This window comes from Streptomyces sp. CB00316 (assembly GCF_001905595.1).
Classification (GTDB): Bacteria; Actinomycetota; Actinomycetes; order Streptomycetales; family Streptomycetaceae; genus Streptomyces.
The window spans coordinates 237,042-254,947 of the sequence record NZ_LIXI01000003.1 but is presented as its reverse complement, the minus strand read 5'-3'; the positions used below and the strand labels follow the sequence as shown (position 1 = coordinate 254,947).

Here is a 17,906-nt window from a genome sequence, read left to right as displayed (position 1 = left end):
CATCCGTCCCGCTCTGGTATGACCTCTCGCACGGACGCCCGATTACGCCGCATTGACACCAGGCACCCACCCCCGGATCCCGGACGGGACCACCTGGACGATGAACACATCGATGCGGCTACCATATGAGCGCCGCCTAGCTCGAAAGATAAACACGTGACTGTCAATGACGACTCGTTCACCAACTGGATGCACCGCGAGGAGATCGCGGAGTCGATGATCCCGATCATCGGGAAGCTGCACCGTGAGCAGGACGTGAACGTCCTGCTGCACAGCCGCTCCCTGGTGAACAAGTCGGTGGTCAGCATCCTCAAGACCCACCGCTTCGCCCGGCAGATCGCCGGTGAGGAACTCTCGGTCACCGAGACGATGCCGTTCCTGCGGGCGCTGACGACACTCGACCTCGGCCCCTCCCAGATCGACATAGGCATGCTGGCCGCGACGTTCCGCGCCGACGACCGCGGCCTGACGGTGGAGGAGTTCACCGCCGAGGCCGTCGCCGGCGCGACCGGCGCCAACAAGATCGAGCGCCGCGATTCGCGCGATGTCGTCCTCTACGGCTTCGGCCGCATCGGCCGCCTCATCGCCCGTCTCCTCATCGAGAAGGCCGGTTCCGGCAACGGACTGCGGCTGCGCGCCATCGTCGTACGCAAGGGCTCCGGCCAGGACATCGTCAAGCGCGCCTCACTGCTGCGGCGCGACTCGATCCACGGCCAGTTCTCCGGCACCATCACCGTCGACGAGGCGAACAGCAAGATCATCGCCAACGGCAACGAGATCAAGGTGATCTACTCGGACGACCCGACGGCGGTGGACTACACCGAGTACGGGATCAAGGACGCCATCCTGATCGACAACACCGGCAGGTGGCGCGACCGCGAGGGGCTCTCGAACCACCTGCGCCCCGGCATCGCCAAGGTCGTCCTGACCGCGCCGGGCAAGGGCGACGTCCCCAACATCGTCCACGGGGTCAACCACGACACGATCAAGGACGACGAGCAGATCCTGTCCTGCGCGTCCTGCACCACCAACGCGATCGTCCCGCCGCTCAAGGCGATGGCGGACGAGTACGGCGTCCTGCGCGGCCACGTGGAGACCGTCCACTCGTACACCAACGACCAGAACCTGCTGGACAATTACCACAGCTCCGACCGGCGCGGCCGCTCCGCGGCGCTCAACATGGTCATCACGGAGACCGGCGCCGCCTCCGCCGTGGCCAAGGCCCTGCCGGACCTGGACGCGCCGATCACCGGCAGTTCCATCCGCGTCCCGGTGCCGGACGTCTCGATCGCGATCCTGAGCCTGCGCCTGGGCCGGGAGACCAACCGCGAGGAGGTCCTCGACTACCTCCGCAACGTGTCGCTGGCCTCGCCGCTCAAACGCCAGATCGACTTCATCAGCGCCCCCGACGCGGTCTCCAGCGACTTCATCGGCTCGCGCCACGCCTCCATCGTCGACGCGGGCGCCACCAAGGTCGACGGCGACAACGCGATCCTCTACCTCTGGTACGACAACGAGTTCGGCTACTCGTGCCAGGTCATCCGGGTCGTCCAGCACGTCTCCGGCGTGGAGTACCCGACGTACCCGGCCCCGGCGGCCTGACCTCCGGGGGCCGCCCCCTCCGGAAGGAACGGAACGGCACCGCGGCACGGTCTCACGGGCCGGCACCCCTGCCCAGGGGTGCCGGCCCGCTCGTGTTCGACCGGGCCTTCAGGAAAAGGCGATCACCGAATGCCAGGCGACCCCGCCGTCACCGCTCCCCGGCCACATCGAGGTCCCGCCGCGCGACAGGCGCGCCGCCCTGGACCGCGTCCGGTGTCGCCGTACGCCACTGCGGGGCCGCCATCGAGGCGGAGACGGCTCGCCACCAGGGGTCCGCCGGGAGCGTTCCGCCGGGTTCGAAGGGTTCGCCCGGCCGGGGGAACGCCGCCGCCTGCTCGGCCTCCTCGGCGGCGTCCTTGGTCCACTCGGCGGGCTCGGCCCAGGCGTGCGGGGCGAGGTTGAAGGTGCCCCAGTGGATCGGCAGCATCACCCCGTGCGGGCGTCCGCCCTGGAGGTCCAGGTGGGCGCGCATCCCCTCGGCCGGGGTCATGTGGATGTCCGGCCAGTACTCCGAATAGGCACCGATCTGGATCATCGTGGCGTCGAAGGGGCCGTGCTCCGCGCCGATGTCCCGGAATCCGGGGAAGTAGCCGGTGTCCCCGCTGTGGTAGATGCGGTGTTGCGGTCCGGAGACGGCCCAGGAGGCCCACAGGGTGTGCTGGTTGTTCCGCAGGCCCCGGCCGCAGAAGTGGCGCGCGGGAGTGGCGGTGAGGCTGATCCCGTCGACCTTCGCGGTCTCGTTCCAGTCGAGCTCGCGCAGCCGGTCGGGAGCCACCCCCCAGCGCTCCAGATGGGCGCCTACCCCGAGCGGCACGGCGAAGGCGGTGTCCGTGCCCGCCAGCGCGCGAATCGTCGGCAGGTCGAGGTGGTCGTAGTGGTCGTGGGAGATCACCACCACGTCCACGGGGCCGAGCGTGGCCAGCGGCACCGGCACCGGATGCAGCCGCTTGGGTCCGGCGAAGGGGAACGGGGAGCACCGGTCACCCCAGACCGGGTCGAACAGGACGCGGCCGCCGTCGATCTCGGCGAGGACGCTGGAGTGACCCATCCAGGTCAGCCGCAGCCCCGTGGCGGGCGGTGCGGCCAGATCGGCGAGGGTGGTGGCATGAACCGGAACGGTGCCCGCCGGCGCCCTGCGGATCCGCTGCTCCTTCTGGAAGTAGACCTTGGCGAATTCCAGCCCGGACCCGGACGGCCTGGTCCGGGCTCCCAGCGGGTTCTGGAACACCCCGTCGGCGAAGTTCGGCGAGCTCAGAATGCGCTGCATGCGCGCTCCCGCCGGATCGGCTCCGAAGGGCTCGGTGCGCATCGAGCGAAGTTTCGTACGGAAGGGGACAAAGTAGTCGGCGCCGGTCACAACATCTCCTGGGGGAGTCGGTGTCGTCCCATTATCGTCGGACTGCCCGACAGGGCGAGAAGAGCGCGGTGAACGGAGCAGCGGTCCGGTGGCCGCTCAACCACGTGACTGTCCGTACGCGTGTTCGATATGCAGCGTGAGCACCACCCTGCGGTCCTCGACCATGGCCCGCCGGTAGTCCTCCCAGTCCGGGTGCTCACCGCGGACGTCGCGGTAGAGCGTGACCAGGGCCTCCACCGTGGCGTCGTCCCGTTCGGCGGCGGGCGGGGTCAGCTCGGCGGTGCCGTCCGCGACGGTCCAGGCCCAGCGGTCGTCGCTGGTGACGTGGTAGCTCGCGCGGGGGTCACGCCGCAGGTTGCGCGTCTTCGCCCGGCCCTCGGTGATCGACACCCGGATCACCTGCTCGTCGGGGTAATAGGCGTGGTTGACGTTGGACAGCTGGGGCCGTCCGTCCCGTCTGAGAGTGACCAGCACTCCCCCGTCGTGCTCGCCGACGAGGCGGAGCAGCGCTTCCTGTGCCGGTTCGAATGACGTCATGAACGGACCAACGTGCTTCTCTCCCCGAGGATTCCGGCTCGCCGCGCTGTCCGTGCGGGCGGACCGCGATCACGCGTCGCCGGACCACGGCATCGGCGTACCACTCCTGACCCGGAGCGCCCCGCACCACGCGTCCCGCCCCTGACCACAACCGATTGCACCGGAATGACTCGTCTAGGGTGGTCGCGTGGCAAGAGTCCGGTTGAACGTGGCGGAGCGGCGCGAGGAGATGCTGCGGGCGACGGTCGAACAGATCGAGATCCGCGGGGCCTCCTCCGTGCGGATCGCCGATGTGGCGTCCGCGCTGGGGGTGAGCAACGCGCTGGTGCTCTACCACTTCTCGACCAAGGAGAAGCCGGTCGCCGCCGCCTTCGGGTACGCGGCCGAGGCCGACCTCGCCCATCTGCGCAAGCTGCTGGCCCAGCGCACCTGCGCCGTACGGCGTCTGCGGGCAGCCGTGCGGTGGTACGCGCCGACCGGGCAGGCCAAGGGGTGGCGGCTGTGGATCGGGGGCTGGGCGGCCTCCTTGCGGGAGCCCGCCCTGCGCGAGGTCGCGGGAGACCTCGACCGGCGGTGGAAGGCGGAGCTGGCCGAGGTCATCGCGGAGGGCGCCGCCGCCGGTGAGTTCCGCTGCGAGGACCCGGAGTCGGCGGCCTGGCGGCTGACCGCCCTGCTGGACGGGCTGGCCGTGCAGATGACGTCGTACGCGGGTCCGCTCTCCCGGTCCACGATGCTGCGCTGGACCGACGACGCGCTCGCCCGCGAGCTGGGCCTCGACCACGCGGCGCTGACCGGCTGACACGTCAGGTCCGACGCATCAGGTCTGACGCACCGGGGCGTAGGCGGCGCCGTCCAGCCCGAACGTCCAGGCGACCCCGTCCTTGGCGGTCCGCGTCGCGGGCGGTACCCGGAGCCAGTAGGTGCGGTGCGTGCCGTCCGGCTCGGGGGTGGAGTTGACCACCTCGACCATCACCACGTCCTCGTCGCCCTCGAGTGCGATGCGCCAGAGGATGCCCGTCTCGTCGCGGTGGACGGGCTCGGCCCCCGACTCCGTGAGATAGCGGTCGTAGCCGTAGTGCTCCAGCATCACGCGGCGCAGCTCCGCGTTCTCCTCCTCCCGTATGCGCTGCGGGGTCAGGGTCGCCAGCTCCGCCAGGAAGGCGGCGGGCACCGGCATGCCGCGCCACGCGTACAGCGCGAACCCGTCCCGGTAGGCGAGCGCCGGTCCTTCCCCGTGGTCGAGCCGGCCCGCCTCGTCGCGGTGCAGGACCTCGGGCCGCTCGCTGATCACCACGGCCCTCTCGTACGGCCACCACCAGCCGGCGTTCCGGGCGACCTCGGCCAGGCCGGCGAGCCGGTCGCCGCGCCCCTCGAAGGCGGCGAGCCAGGCGGCGTCGTGCTGCCCGAGCACCGCGTCTAGCAGCACCAGCCGCACCGCGCCCTCGTCCTCCGGCTTCGGCGCCAGATCGGCGGCGACACCGGCCCGTATGCGCTCGGCGAGCGCGGCCGTGGTCTCCCAGAGCTGGGCCCCGGTGGCGGACCAGAGGGCGGACCAGCCGGCCGGGCCCAGCTCGTCGTACATCCGGCGGCGCTCCTCGGCCCACGGCCGGGTGCGGACCTCTTCGCGCACCGACCTTCCGGCGTCGGCCAGCTTCTCGACCGCCTCGACGGCCGCCCGGGGCGATTCGGCCCAGACGATCCGCTCGGGCTCGGCCAGTCCTGCGGTGCGGTAGGCGCGCCGCACGCCCTGCTCGGCGGCCGCCCGGTCCGCCGCGCCGGTCGCCGCCGCCACGTCCCGCCAGGAATTCACGTGCTGCATCGGTTGTCCCGTCCCCTGTTGTGCTCGGTTCATGTCGGTCTGTGTGCCGGTCGGATGCCGGTGTCCGTGCCCCGCCGGTCCGCGGGGCCGGGCGCGGTCAGTCCGCGACGATGCGGATCGCGCCGGGCGCGTACTCCCGCTGGCGCACCACCCGGAACCAGCCCTGCGGCAGCGCGATCGTGGCGTGCTCCTCGTGCACGACCCGCCCGCCCTCCGGGAGATGGAGCAGCATCGGTCCGAACGGTCCCGCCTCCCGGATCAGCCGGCCGGGCCCCTGCACGGCGTGCGCGTGCCCGGTCACCTCTCCCAGCGCGAGCACCAGCCGCCCCCGCCCGTCGCGCAGTTCGCCCGGAGCCTTCAGGAAGGGGGCGGGCACCGCCGACTCCTCCAGTGCCACGATCAGTACATCGCCCTGCCGGTACACAGACGTCTCCCCTCGGTCGCGGCACCCGCTGTGCCGGCCACGGGAAAAACGCTACGGGCAGGGTCTGACATTGATACTCGTAGCGGGTTCCGGTGGTCGTGGCTCAGGGTCTGACTGACGCCCTGCTGGGCTGTCCAACAGGACTTCCCTCAAGCTCCGGGCGGTCCCGGTCGCGGCGTTGTCAGTGCGGCTTGATAAACCTTGCGGACATCAGCCGTCACCAGGATCAGGAGCTCAGGGCCATGTACGGTGCGCAGCATCTGCACGAGTTCGGCGGCCTTCCGGCCGTCGACTTCCAGCACGCGACCGGCGGGGGCTCCCGGCCCGCCGCGGACGCCGTGGCCTGGCGCGTCTCCGTCGATCCGTACGACGACGACCGGGACCGGCCCTGGGCGGAGGAGTTCGCCGACTTCCTGGGCTCGGTCGACCCGGCCGGGGTCAAGGCCCTGATCATCGGCCAGTGGGGTGAGGCGTACGAGGAGAACTCCTCGGTCCCGATCGATCTGGTGATCGCCGCCACCGACCGGCTGACCTCGCTGGAGGCGGTGTTCGTCGGGGACCTGGAGGCGGAACAGGCCGAGATCACCTGGATCGAACAGTCCGATGTCACGGCGCTGTTGGCCGCCTTCCCCGCACTGACCGAGTTCGGGGTGCGGGGCGGCACCGGCCTGGTGTTCCCGCCGACCGAGCACGACCGGCTGCGGTCGCTGACCGTCCAGGCGGGCGGCCTGCCCGTGCAGGTGGTCCGCGGGGTGCTGGACAGCGAACTGCCCGCGCTGGAGCGGCTGGACCTCTGGCTCGGCGTGTCGGCCTACGAGGGCGACACCGAGGTGGCGGACCTCGCGCCGCTGCTCTCGGGCGCCCGGTTCCCCCGCCTGCTCCACCTGGGCCTGCGCAACAGCGAGGTGCAGAACGAGATCGCGGCGGCCCTGGCGTCGGCGCCGGTCGTCGCCCGGCTCAGGACGCTCGACCTGTCGAACGGGACGCTGGGGGACGAGGGAGCGGCCGCGCTCCTCGAAGGGCAGCCCCTCACCCACCTCGACGTGCTCGACCTCCACCACCACTTCCTCACCGGGCCGATGGAGGAGCGGGTCCGCTCGGCCCTCGAGCCGCACGGGGTGCGCGTCGACCTGTCCGAGCGGAACGAGCCGTGGGGCGGTCGCGGCATCGAGGGCCGCTACACCGCCGTGTCGGAGTGAGTGCCGTGACCCGTATCCGCATCCAGCACTTCGACGCATTCCACGGGCTCCCCGTCCATACTCCAGCCCCGTCGTCCGCGGCCCTGCCCGCCGCCGACGCGGTGGCCTGGCGGCTGGAGTGCGACTACGACGGGCAGAGGGACTTCGCCGTCCTGTGGGAGCAGTTCCTGGACACCGTGGACACAGCGCGGGTGAGGGCGCTCGTCATCGGCCCCTGGTGGCGTGAGGAGTACGCGCCGTTCGCCCCTGTGCGGGATCTGATGGTCGCCGACGCGGACCGCTTCCCGGCCCTGCGGGCACTCTTCCTCGCCGATGTGGTGGGCGAGGAGTGCGAGGTGTCGTGGCTGCGTATGTGCGACATCACGCCGGTGCTCGAAGCGCTGCCGCTGCTGGAGGAGTTCACGGTGCGGGGCTGCGGCCAGGAGGGCCTGGCCCTGCGGCCCATCCGTCATTCGGCGCTGAAGACGCTGCGCTTCGAGTCCGGCGGGCTGCCCGGCGATCTGGTGCGGGCGGTCGCCGCGAGCGAACTGCCCGCGCTGGAGCGGCTCGACCTGTGGTTCGGCAGCTCGTGGTACGGGGGCGATGCCACGCTCGCCGACCTCGGGCCGGTCCTGTCGGGCGGTACGTTCCCCCGGCTGCGCCACCTGGGCCTTCAGAACAGCGAGATCCAGGACGAGATCGCGGCGGCCGTGGCGTCCGCGCCGGTCGTCGCCCAGCTGGAGACCCTCGCGCTCTCCATGGGCACCCTCAGCGACACGGGCGGCGAAGCTTTGCTGAACGGGCAGCCCCTGAACCACCTCTCCACGCTCGACCTGCGCCACCACTACCTCACCGGCCCGGTGCTGGACCGGATCAGGGCCGCGTGCGCCCCGGCCGTGGTTGAGGGCGGCGAGGCCGAGGAGGACTACGCGGACCCGGACGAGGAACCGGAGCGCTATGTCGCCGTCAGCGAGTAGCCCCGGGAGCAAGGCGGCCCCGCGCTTCGCGGTCGTGGGCAATCCGGACAACCGCCGGGTCGCCTTCTTCCGGGAGGCCGTGCGGGCCGCCGGGCTGGAACCGGCCCGGGGGGTGTCCTGGCTCCAGGTGCTGCGCGGCGAGGCGGAGTTCGAGCCGGGCGAGACCGTCCGGATCGACTCGCCCGGCGAGGACGCGGAGGTGGAGCGGCTGCTGCGCGGGGTCGACGATCCGACCCGGGTGGAGGGGTCCGCGCGGTGGTACGCCGGGTTCCTCTCGGCGGTCGGCGAGGCGACGCGGGCCGCCTCGGCGGCCGGTGCCGAGCTGCTCACCTCCCCGGGCGACATCGCCGCGCTCTTCGACAAGCGGCTCTGCCACGCCCTGCTGGAGGGCGCGGAGGTGCCGGTGCCCGCCTCGCCCACGTCCGGGCCGCAGGCGGCCGAGGTGCGGGGCTGGTCCGACGTACGGGCGCTGCTGCGGGAGCACCGGATGCCCCGGGCGTTCGTGAAGCTCGCCCACGGCTCCTCCGCCTCGGGGGTGCTGGCGGTGGAGACCTCGGGACCCGGCCGGGTCAGGGCGAGCACCTCGGTGGAACGGGACGCCCGGGGGCGGCTGTTCAACTCGCTCCGGGTCCGCCGGTACACGACGGAGGCGGAGGTGGGCGCACTCGTGGACGCACTGGCCCCGGACGGGCTCCACATCGAGCGGTGGCTGCCGAAGGCGTCGCAGCGGGGGCGGGCCGCCGATCTGCGGATCGTGGTGGTCGCCGGCCGGGCCACCCACGCCGTCGTCCGCACGAGCCTCTCCCCCATGACCAACCTCCACCTCGGGGGCGCCCGCGGCGATCTCGACGAGGTCCGGGCCGCCGTGTCGGCGGTGGGCGGCTGCTGGCGTGAGGCGCTGGCGATCTGCGAGCGGGCCGCCGCCTGCTTCCCCGAGACGCTGTGCGTGGGCGTCGACCTGCTGCCCGCGGCCGGCTGGCGGCGCTTCGCCGTCGGTGAGGTCAACGCCTTCGGTGATCTGCTGCCCGGACTGACCGGTCTGCCGGGCAGCGGTGCCGAGGGACTGGACACCTACGCGGCGCAGGTCGCCGCCGAACTGGACCGAACGAGGAACGACCATGCCCGCACGTCTCCCTGACCACCCACGACCCGATATGGCCGAGGTCGTGGGCAGCCACGACATGCTGCTGGTCACCCTTGACACCCTGCGCCACGATGTCGCCGCCGAGCTGGTCGCCGCCGGGCGCATCCCGAACCTGGCCCGGCATCTGCCCGGCGGTGCGTGGGAGAAGCGGCACGCGCCGGGCAGCTTCACCTACGCCTCGCACCAGGCGATGTTCGCCGGGTTCCTGCCGACACCCGCCGCCCCCGGGCCGCACCCGCGGCTGTTCGCGGCGCGCTTCGCGGGCAGCGAGACGACAGCGGACGGCACCTTCGTCTTCGACACCCCGGACCTGGTGTCGGGTCTGGCCGCCGAGGGCTACCGCACGGTGTGCGTCGGCGGGGTCGGCTTCTTCAACCGGCAGGGCGCGCTGGGGTCGGTGCTGCCCGGCATGTTCCAGGAAAGCCACTGGGAGCCGGAGTTCGGTGTCGCGTCGCCGACCTCGTTCGAGGAGCAGGTGACCCGGGCCGAGAAGGTGGTGGCCGAACTCCCCGAGGAGCAGCGGCTCTTCCTCTTCGTCAACGTGTCCGCGCTGCACCAGCCGAACTGGTTCCACACGCCGGGCGCGACCCGCGAGGCGGGCGACTCCCGGGCCACGCACGCGGCCGCCCTGGAGTACGTCGACCGGCACATCGGCCGGCTCTTCGCCGCCGCGAGCAGCCGCCGCCGGTGTTTCGCCATCGTCTGCTCCGACCACGGCACCACCTACGGCGACGACGGCTACACCGGCCACCGGCTCGGCCACGAGGCCGTCTGGACCGTGCCGTACGCCCACTTCTTCCTCGAACCGCCCGCACCGTTCGAACCAGGGGCCTCCTGATGACCACCACCGTCGACGTTTCCGCACCGCCCGCCGTGAGGCCGTACGAGAGTTACGTGTACGCCTATCCGCACAAGACGGCCTACCGCCCCCTGGAGCACCGGCCCGAGCTGCGCAAGCTGTGGGCGGCAGAGCCCAAGGACGCCCTCTCCCTCTACCTCCACGTACCGTTCTGCGAGGTCCGGTGCGGCTTCTGCAACCTCTTCACCCGCATCGGCGCGCCCGAGGAGCTGACGACCCGCTATCTCGACGCCCTGGACCGGCAGGCCGTGGCCGTACGGGACGCGCTCGGCGACGCGGATCCCGTGCGATTCGCGGCGGCGGCGTTCGGCGGCGGGACGCCGACCTTCCTGACCGCGGGTGAGCTGGAGCGGCTCTGCGACATCGCGGAGAAGCGGATGGGTGCCGACCTGCTCGCGGTGCCGCTGTCGGTGGAGACCTCCCCGTCGACCGCGACGGCCGACCGCATGGCCGTGCTGGCCGACCGGGGTACGACGCGGGTCAGTATCGGCGTGCAGAGCTTCGTGGACGAGGAGGCCCGGGCCGCCGTCCGGCCGCAGCGCCGGGCCGAGGTGGAGGCCGCCCTCGGCCGGATCCGGGACGCCCGGATACCGGTGCTCAACATCGACCTGATCTACGGCATCGACGGCCAGACCGAGCGCAGCTGGCTCACCTCCCTGGACGCCGCGCTGGCCTGGCGGCCGGAGGAGCTGTATCTCTACCCGCTGTACGTCCGCCCGCTGACCGGCCTGCACCGCCTGGCCTCCGCGACCGGCCCCGACGCGGAGGCCGTGGATCAGGCCGCCTGGGACGAGCAGCGGCTGCGGCTCTACGCGGTGGGCCGGGACCATCTGCTGGCGCAGGGCTACGAGCAGGTGTCGATGCGGATGTTCCGGCGCGCCGACGCACCCCAGGGGGGCCCGGAGGACCATGCCTGCCAGACCGACGGCATGATCGGTCTCGGCTGCGGAGCCCGTTCCTACACGGCGGCCCTGCACTACTCCTTCGACTACGCGGTGAACATGGGAGAGATCCGGAGCATCATCGACGGCTTCACCACCACCGAGGACTTCTCCCGGGCCGAGGTGGGCAGGTACGTCGACGCGGCCGAGGCCCGCCGGCGCCACCTCCTCCAGTCACTGCTCCAGGCGGCCGGCCTGCCCCTGGGTGGCTACCGCGCCCGCTTCGGCACGGACCCCCGTGAGGACTTCCCCACCGAGTTGGAGCGGTTCGCTGACCGGGGCTGGCTGGACGCGCGGGCGCCCGAGGGCCTCCTGCGGCTCTCCCCGCTGGGGCTGGCGCACTCGGACGCGCTGGGTCCCGCGCTGTTCTCCCCCGGGGTGCGAGCCGCGATGGCCGCGTACGAGCGGAAGTGAGCGGGCCATGGACCTGACGATCCTCTACCGGGGCCCGCTGGCCTCGTGCGACTACGACTGTCCGTACTGCCCGTTCGCCAAACGACGTGACAGCAGAGCCCAGTTGACCGCGGACCGGGAGGCGCTGGAGCGGTTCACCGTGTGGGCGGCGGCGCAGACCGGCGACCGGCTCTCCGTGCTGTTCACGCCGTGGGGCGAGGGCCTGGTGCGCTCCTGGTACCGGCGCGCGCTGACCGAGCTGTCCCGGCTGCCGCACATCGGCCGGGTCGCCATCCAGACGAACCTCGGCGGCCGCACCACATGGCTGGCGGACGCCGACCCGGAGCGGATCGCGCTCTGGTGCACGTACCACCCGGGGCAGACCCCGTACGAGCGGTTCCTCGGCCGCTGCCGGGAGCTGTCCGCGCGCGGGATCCGCTACAGCGTGGGCGTGGTGGGGTTCGACGAGCACCTCGACGAGGCCCGGCGGCTCCGCGCCGCGCTGCCCGCCGAGGTCTACCTCTGGGTGAACGCCGCCGAGGGGCACACGTACACCGACGAGGAGGCGGAGCGGTGGACGGAACTGGACCCGCTCTTCCCCTACAGCCGGCATCCGCACCGCTCCGCGGGGCTGCCCTGCCGGACCGGCGAGTCGGTGATCTCCGTGGACGGCGACGGCACGGTGCGGCGCTGCCACTTCGTCGAGGCGGAGCTGGGCAACCTCTACGACGGCAGTTACCGCGCGGCGCTGGGCCCCCGCGCCTGCCCGCTGGCCGTGTGCGACTGCCACATCGGCTATGTACACCTGGAGACGCTGCCGCTGTACGACGTGTTCGCGGGCGGCGTCCTGGAGCGGATACCCGCGGGGTTCGGCGCGGGCCCGGCGCCGGACGGACCCGTGGCACCGGGCCCGTCCCGGCGTACGCTCCCCCTGCTGAGGGCCTGAAGACGGTCCTACAGCGGCAGCAGGTCCGGCCGCTTCGCCTCGACGTGGTCGCCGGACGACTCGCCGCGCAGCCGCCGGCCGATCCACGGCACGAGGTACTCCCGCGCCCACTGGATGTCGTCGCGCCGCTCGTCGAAGGGGCGGCGCTGGGCCTGCGGCGGCCAGGGCTGGTCCGGGTCGGCCGGCACGTGGTGGCCGAGGACCTGGGCGGCGCGCAGCGCGACGCGGGTGTGACCCTCGGGCGACAGGTGGAGCCGATCGGCGTCCCACGCGCGCCGGTCCTGGACCGAGCGCAGCGACCACAGGTCGAGCACGGGGCAGTGGTAGCGGTCGGCGATGGCCCTCAGGTGGACGTTGTACGTGGCGATCTTGCCGCGCATGTGGCGCGGCACCGGAACGCCACGGGTGTCGAACCCGGTGGTGACCATGACGGTGCCGACCGCCTCGGTCAGGTCCGCGACGGCCCGCTCGAAGCGCTCGGCTAGATCGTCGGGGTCGGTGCCGGGCCGGATGACGTCGTTGCCGCCCGCGCAGAAGCTGACCAGGTCGGGGGCCAGTTTCCTGGCGCGGGGGATCTGCTCCTCGACGATCTGGTCGAGGAGGCGTCCGCGTACGGCGAGGTTGGCGTAACGGAAATTGCCGTGCCGGGTCTCGTCCGGGTTCGTCGCCGCGTCGGGGGCGGGGAGCCGGTCGGCGAGCAGAACCGCGAACCGGTCCGCCCAGCCGACAAAGGCCCCGTCGGGGCCGGGGTCGCCGACGCCCTCCGTGAAGCTGTCCCCGATCGCCGCGTACGACCCGATGACGTTCTGCTGCTGGGTTCTCGAATCGTCTGCCACAAGCACGTATCCTGCACCGTTCATTGTGACCTACGCGACCGTAATACGGGGTTGACGGGTGGTGAGATAGACCACCCGGTCAGATTTCGGTAAAGCCGGAATAAGTGGAGGGGCGGTGCGCCGCCGCGCACCGCCCCTCGATCACTTCTTGTCCCCCTGGGTCAGAGGGAGACGCCGTGCTGGCGCAGGTAGGCGACCGGGTCGACGTCCGAGCCGTAGCTCGGGCCGGTGCGGACCTCGAAGTGGAGGTGCGGGCCGGTGGAGTTTCCGGTGGAGCCGGAGAGGCCGATCTGCTGGCCGCCGGTGACGGTCTGGCCGGCGGAGACGTTCAGCGAGGACTGGTGGGCGTACTGGGAGTACATGCCGTCCTCGTGCTTGATGACGACCTCGTTGCCGTACGAACCGCTCCAGCCGGCGGAGACCACGGTGCCCGGGCCGATGGCGCGGACGGGGGTGCCGGAGGCGGCCTGGAAGTCGGCGCCGGTGTGGTAGCCGCTGGACCAGCTGGAGCCGGAAGCGCGGTACTGGGTGGTGACGTTCGCGTTGTCCAGCGGGGCGGTCCAGCCGGAGCCGGTGGACTCGGAGGAGCCGGTCTGGGCGGAGGTGCCGGCCGACGCGGCGTCGGACTCGTCGGCCGAGATGGTGTCGGCCTTGGGGGCCTGCTCAGCCTTCTTCGGCGCGGCCTTGGGCGCGGCGGTCTTCGGGGCGGCCTTCGGCGTCGGGGCGGCCTTCCTGGCCTCCGAGGGGGCGGCGGAGCCGGACGCCTTGGCGCCGATGGTGAGCTTCATGCCCGGGAAGATCAGGCTGGGGTTCTCGCCGACGGTCGAGCGGTTGTCCTGGTACAGCTTCTGCCAGCCGCCCTTGACCTGGTGCTCGGTCGCGATCTTCGCGAGGTAGTCGCCGGAGACGACGGCGTACGTCTTCGGGGCGGCCTGCTTCGCCGCGGCGGGCGCGGTCTGCGGTGCGGCCTGGGGTGCGCTCTGCGCGGCGGCGGGCTTGACGGCGGGGGCAGCCTTGTCCGCGGCGTGGGCGCCGGTGGCGCCGATCAGCGGGAGGGCGAGTACGGCTCCGCCGGTGCCCGCGGCGACGACGCCGCGGTGGATCGGGCCGGACTTGGGACGACGGTGCTTACCCTTTGCGGGCATGGGGAAGTTCCTCTCCGGCGCCTGCGAGGTGAGCTGTCGGGTTCGGGCTGGAGATGCCCGGCCGCCGATCGGCGACTTCACCCCGAGCCGGTCCGGATCACTCCGGGCCGGCGGCTTACCTGGTTCCCCCGCTCCTGCCACACGTGAGTGGATGGGTGCGAATTCCGGGCGGCGGCAGGATTAGGCGGTCCGTCCGGATTGACGGCGACCGTAAACGAGTGAGGACGACGGGAACAAGCCGTCGGTTGCGCACCGGAATCATCGATTCACTTTCACTCCGGATTTCCCGTCACCCTCCGTGGATTACGGATCTTGGCTTTCCGTACGGATCCCGGGAAATCGCCCGAGCGGCGCCGCCACGGTCCGTCACGGATATGATCCCGCTCACCTACGAAATCCCATCTCCCCTATTAGTAGGGCATGTTCTACGAAATGCACCAATACGGACATGACGCGGAGGTCATCCCTGACGCCCTGTCAGCGGACCGCCGATTTTCCGGCGAATCGATGTCGTATCGTCACAGGGGCGCACTCGCCGGAGAGCCGCGCCGACGCCAGAGATTCCAGGAGCCACCGTGACGCAGCAGGTGCCGCAGGTCCCGCCGACCGAGACCGCACTGACCGGAGTCCGTAACTTCCGTGACGTGGGCGGGCTTCCCACCGAGGACGGGCGGCGCACCGCCTTCGGCCGGCTCTATCGCAGCGGCCACCTGGCGCACGCCACCGCCGAGGACGCGCTCTTCCTCGGCGGGCTCGGACTGCACACCGTCTTCGACTTCCGCAACTCCACCGACCACAAGCTCGACGGGTACGACATCGAGCTGGCCGGTGTCCGCAATGTCAACATTCCGCTCTCCGACCCGGCCGACGGAGCCGAGTTCTGGCGACTGGTCCGCGACGGGAACATCGAGCAGCTGCGCTCGATCCTGGCGAACGACAAGGGCACCGAGCGCATGATCCACATGTACCGCTCGACCATCGTGAACCGCACCGCCGAGCACAGCCGGGTGCTGCACGCGCTGGCACAGGACAGCGTGCCGGCCCTGATGCACTGCGCGGCGGGCAAGGACCGGGCGGGGCTGTCGATCGCGGTCTCGCTGCTCGCGGTCGGCGTCGAGCGCGAGGCGATCGAGGCGGACTACCTCAAGTCCGACGATCCCCACCGCCGGTACAAGGTGAAGCGCACGGACATGTCGGAGACCGGGATGTCCGCCGAGGTGATGGAGCTCCTCAACCCGCTCTTCGGCGCGCAGGCCACCTACCTCGCGGCGGCGTTCACGGCCATCGACGAGACGTGGGGCACGACCGAACGCTACCTGGCGGAGGGGCTGGGCGTCTCCCCCGAGACCAGGGAGCGGCTTCGCGAGCGGCTGCTCGACCGGAGCTGACGGCCTACTCGGCGCCCGCCACCATGAAGAGCAGGTAGAGGAAGGCCGCGATCACGTGGCCGACCACCAGGTAGGCGAAGAGGCGGATCACCAGACCGCGCGGCATCCGGCGCTCCTGCGAGTCCTTGGTGGTCCTCGGGCGCCTGGGGCTCAGCGGGTCGTAGTGCTCGGAATCGGACATGACGGTCCTCTCTGCCGGCCTCGCGGCCGGTGGAACGAAGGGGTCAGCGCGCGTGCGGCGCGTTGCCGAGGCAGAGCTCGGCCGCGGGGCTCTGCAACAGGGAGTGGACGAAGAGCAGCTCCGCCCCTGCCCGGTCCAGGGCCGCGATCCGGTGCGGTGTGAGCGAGTCGAAGTGGGCGCTGTCGCCGGGGTCCAGATCGTGCACGGTCTCCCCCAGGGCGACCCGCAGCCGCCCGCCGAGAACGTACAACCACTCCTCGCCGGGGTGCACCCGCACCAGATCGCCCTGGGCGCCGTACGGGACCCGGACCCTCAGCGCCTGCATGGCGCGGCCGGAGCCGCCCGCCCGGCGGTACATCCAGCCGCCCGCCTCGGCGCCCTCGAAGGCACCGCCGCGGATGACCGCCTCCCGCTCGGGCGGCTTCTCGCCCAGCAGCTCGGAGACCGTCGTACCGTAGATGCGGGCGAGGCCCAGCAGCATGGGCAGCGAGGGCTGCCTGCGGCCGGTCTCCAGCCGGGAGAGGTGGGCCGGGGAGAGTCCGGCCCGCTGGGCGGCTGTCTCCAGGGTGAGACCGCGGCCGCGGCGCAGATCGCGCAGTAGGGGGGCGACGCCGGGGAGCTCGTCGGCCGCCCCGGCGTCCGGAGGATTCATGTCCCTATTGGGCCAGGAACTTTCCTCCGAGGCAAATATATTGCCCGAGAGGCAAAAGTTCAGCGGTTGCCCACGGCCTGCTTGACCAGGGTCCGGCCGAAGTCCCACATCAGACCGCCGCCGCTGTGCGCGTCGTCCATGACCTCCGTGAACGCCGCCACGAAGCGGTCCACCTCGACCTCCCCGATGATCAGCGGCGGGATCAGCTTGATCACCTCCAGATGATCGCCGGAGACCTGGGTGAGGATGCGGTGCTTCTGGAGCAGCGGCACCACGACCATCTGGGCGAAGAGTCCCTTGCGGGCCGCCTGGAGCATGGTCCAGCGGCTGCGGAGTTTCAGCGAGGACGGGCGGCCGAACTCGATGCCGATCATCAGCCCGCGCCCGCGCACCTCGTGCAGCAGCTCGTAGCGGTCCACCAGCGCGGAGAGCCGTTCCCGCAGCAGATCACCGGTCCGCCGGGCGTTCGCGACGGTCTCCTCGTCCTCCATCACCGCGAGCACCGCGAGCCCCGCCGCCATCGCCTGGGCGTTGGAGCCGAAGCTCGCGGAGTGGACGAGGACCCGGTCCATCGAGGAGTAGACCTTACGGAAGATCCACTCCTTGCCGAGCGTCGCGCCGACCGGCACATAGCCGCCGGAGAGCGCCTTGGCGACGCAGACCAGGTCTGGCTCGACGCCGTCCTCGTGCTGGTAGGCGTAGAAGTCACCCGTCCTGCCCAGACCGGTCTGCACCTCGTCGGCGATCAGGAGCGCCTTGTGGCGGTGCAGCAGCTCCTGCGCCCCGCGGAGAAAGCCGGGCGGCGCGGCGTGCACGCCCTTGCCCTGGATCGGCTCCACGACCAGGGCCGCCACATCCCCGCGCTCCAGCTCCCGGCGCAGCGCGTCCAGGTCGCCGAGCGCGATCGGGGTGTCGGGCAGCAGCGGGGCGAAGCCGTCCCGGAAGCCGCTCTCGCCGTTGACCGAGAGGGAGCCGGTGGTCAGCCCGTGGAAGGCGTGGGTGCAGTAGAGGACGCGGGGCTTCCCGGTGGCGTACCGGGCGAACTTGAGCGCCGTCTCGACCGCTTCCGTACCGCTGTTCCCGAAGAAGACGCGGTCCAAATGCGGGCTGTGGCCGAGCAGCTTCTCGGCGAGGAGCCCGGGCAGCGGCTGGCAGTCGAAGCGGGTGAGGTCGGCGAGCTGGGCGTCGAGGACGTCGTGCAGGGCCTGACGGACGACGGGGTGGTGCCGGCCGATCCCCATCACGCCGAACCCGGCGAGCATGTCGAGGTAGTCGTTGCCCTCCGCGTCCCAGAAGTACGCGCCCTCGGCCCGCTCGTAGACCTTGTCGAAGCCGATGGTGTGCAGCATGCGCGGCAGCTGGTGGTTGAGGAGGCGCGCGTGCAGCTCGTACCGCTCGCCCCCGCGCTCCGCCAGGAGCCGTCCCAGGTCGAAGCCCTGGCGCCCGCCGTCCGTCATCGCCCGCTCTTCTCCTTGCGTTCCGTGGGTCGGTACGTGCCACCAGGGGGGCCGGGCGACCGGCCCCCCG

The 17,906-nt window shown here is 71.7% G+C and carries 18 protein-coding genes and 1 riboswitch; of the genes, 9 read left to right on the top strand and 9 right to left on the bottom strand.

Annotated features, from left to right (window positions below):
- Window positions 1–156 precede the first annotated feature (156 nt).
- On the top strand, window positions 157–1,602 hold the full coding sequence (locus AMK21_RS09275) for a glyceraldehyde-3-phosphate dehydrogenase (RefSeq protein WP_073876104.1): 1,446 nt from the start codon (window positions 157–159) through the stop codon (window positions 1,600–1,602).
- 148 nt (window positions 1,603–1,750) lie between these two features.
- Here the strand turns inward: AMK21_RS09275 and AMK21_RS09270 are convergent, their stop codons facing one another.
- Window positions 1,751–2,959, bottom strand: coding sequence for an MBL fold metallo-hydrolase (locus tag AMK21_RS09270; protein ID WP_073876102.1), 1,209 nt, complete (start codon window positions 2,957–2,959; stop codon window positions 1,751–1,753).
- Between the two features lie 96 nt (window positions 2,960–3,055).
- Complete coding sequence (locus AMK21_RS09265; protein WP_073876101.1) at window positions 3,056–3,496, bottom strand: PPOX class F420-dependent oxidoreductase; 441 nt, start codon at window positions 3,494–3,496, stop codon at window positions 3,056–3,058.
- A gap of 187 nt (window positions 3,497–3,683) precedes the next feature.
- On the opposite strand from AMK21_RS09265, the gene AMK21_RS09260 reads away from it, so the two are divergent.
- A complete protein-coding gene (locus AMK21_RS09260; RefSeq protein ID WP_073876100.1) occupies window positions 3,684–4,295 on the top strand; it encodes a TetR/AcrR family transcriptional regulator in 612 nt (203 codons plus the stop codon).
- A gap of 18 nt (window positions 4,296–4,313) precedes the next feature.
- Here AMK21_RS09260 and AMK21_RS09255 read toward each other — a convergent pair whose 3' ends face one another.
- Complete coding sequence (locus tag AMK21_RS09255) at window positions 4,314–5,315, bottom strand: DUF6745 domain-containing protein (RefSeq protein ID WP_073876099.1); 1,002 nt, start codon at window positions 5,313–5,315, stop codon at window positions 4,314–4,316.
- Window positions 5,316–5,412: 97 nt separating this feature from the next.
- The gene (locus tag AMK21_RS09250) at window positions 5,413–5,739 is read right to left on the bottom strand and encodes a hypothetical protein (protein ID WP_073876098.1); all 327 of its coding nucleotides are present in this window, start codon (window positions 5,737–5,739) and stop codon (window positions 5,413–5,415) included.
- A gap of 242 nt (window positions 5,740–5,981) precedes the next feature.
- Between AMK21_RS09250 and AMK21_RS09245 the strand changes: the two genes are divergently transcribed.
- The 6 genes from AMK21_RS09245 to AMK21_RS09220 are packed head-to-tail and all read left to right on the top strand — an operon-like array spanning window position 5,982 to window position 12,177.
- Window positions 5,982–6,938, top strand: coding sequence for an STM4015 family protein (locus tag AMK21_RS09245; protein WP_073876097.1), 957 nt, complete (start codon window positions 5,982–5,984; stop codon window positions 6,936–6,938).
- Between the two features lie 5 nt (window positions 6,939–6,943).
- Window positions 6,944–7,894 (top strand): STM4015 family protein, encoded by a 951-nt coding sequence (locus AMK21_RS09240; RefSeq protein WP_073876096.1) that lies wholly within the window; start codon window positions 6,944–6,946, stop codon window positions 7,892–7,894.
- The gene (locus AMK21_RS09235; protein WP_073876093.1) at window positions 7,875–9,032 is read left to right on the top strand and encodes an STM4014 family protein; all 1,158 of its coding nucleotides are present in this window, start codon (window positions 7,875–7,877) and stop codon (window positions 9,030–9,032) included. The genes AMK21_RS09240 and AMK21_RS09235 overlap by 20 nt, the downstream gene beginning before the upstream one ends.
- A 16-nt stretch (window positions 9,033–9,048) precedes the next feature.
- Window positions 9,049–9,876 (top strand): STM4013/SEN3800 family hydrolase, encoded by an 828-nt coding sequence (locus tag AMK21_RS09230; RefSeq protein ID WP_073876092.1) that lies wholly within the window; start codon window positions 9,049–9,051, stop codon window positions 9,874–9,876.
- Complete coding sequence (locus tag AMK21_RS09225) at window positions 9,876–11,252, top strand: STM4012 family radical SAM protein (protein ID WP_073876090.1); 1,377 nt, start codon at window positions 9,876–9,878, stop codon at window positions 11,250–11,252. Before AMK21_RS09230 ends, AMK21_RS09225 begins: the two co-directional genes overlap by 1 nt.
- A 7-nt stretch (window positions 11,253–11,259) precedes the next feature.
- Entirely contained in the window at window positions 11,260–12,177 is a 918-nt protein-coding gene (locus tag AMK21_RS09220; RefSeq protein WP_073876082.1) for an STM4011 family radical SAM protein, read from the top strand.
- A gap of 8 nt (window positions 12,178–12,185) precedes the next feature.
- On the opposite strand, the gene AMK21_RS09215 is transcribed toward AMK21_RS09220, so the two are convergent.
- Together AMK21_RS09215 and AMK21_RS09210 are read right to left on the bottom strand one after the other, a co-directional pair.
- Complete coding sequence (locus AMK21_RS09215; protein WP_073876081.1) at window positions 12,186–13,013, bottom strand: SGNH/GDSL hydrolase family protein; 828 nt, start codon at window positions 13,011–13,013, stop codon at window positions 12,186–12,188.
- Between the two features lie 161 nt (window positions 13,014–13,174).
- Complete coding sequence (locus tag AMK21_RS09210; protein WP_073876080.1) at window positions 13,175–14,158, bottom strand: LysM peptidoglycan-binding domain-containing M23 family metallopeptidase; 984 nt, start codon at window positions 14,156–14,158, stop codon at window positions 13,175–13,177.
- Between the two features lie 5 nt (window positions 14,159–14,163).
- A riboswitch (cyclic di-AMP (ydaO/yuaA leader) is annotated at window positions 14,164–14,322 on the bottom strand.
- A 411-nt stretch (window positions 14,323–14,733) separates the two neighbouring features.
- Here AMK21_RS09210 and AMK21_RS09205 point away from each other — a divergent pair.
- Window positions 14,734–15,546: a tyrosine-protein phosphatase gene (locus tag AMK21_RS09205; protein ID WP_073876078.1), complete on the top strand. Its 813-nt coding sequence runs from the start codon at window positions 14,734–14,736 to the stop codon at window positions 15,544–15,546.
- Between the two features lie 4 nt (window positions 15,547–15,550).
- Here the strand turns inward: AMK21_RS09205 and AMK21_RS35345 are convergent, their stop codons facing one another.
- The 3 genes from AMK21_RS35345 to AMK21_RS09195 are packed head-to-tail and all read right to left on the bottom strand — an operon-like array spanning window position 15,551 to window position 17,836.
- On the bottom strand, window positions 15,551–15,727 hold the full coding sequence (locus AMK21_RS35345) for a DUF6126 family protein (protein WP_199863147.1): 177 nt from the start codon (window positions 15,725–15,727) through the stop codon (window positions 15,551–15,553).
- A 43-nt stretch (window positions 15,728–15,770) separates the two neighbouring features.
- Window positions 15,771–16,379, bottom strand: a complete 609-nt coding sequence (locus tag AMK21_RS09200; protein WP_073876076.1) for a helix-turn-helix domain-containing protein — start codon at window positions 16,377–16,379, stop codon at window positions 15,771–15,773.
- Between the two features lie 59 nt (window positions 16,380–16,438).
- Window positions 16,439–17,836 (bottom strand): aspartate aminotransferase family protein, encoded by a 1,398-nt coding sequence (locus AMK21_RS09195; protein ID WP_073876074.1) that lies wholly within the window; start codon window positions 17,834–17,836, stop codon window positions 16,439–16,441.
- Between the last annotated feature and the right edge of the window lie 70 nt (window positions 17,837–17,906).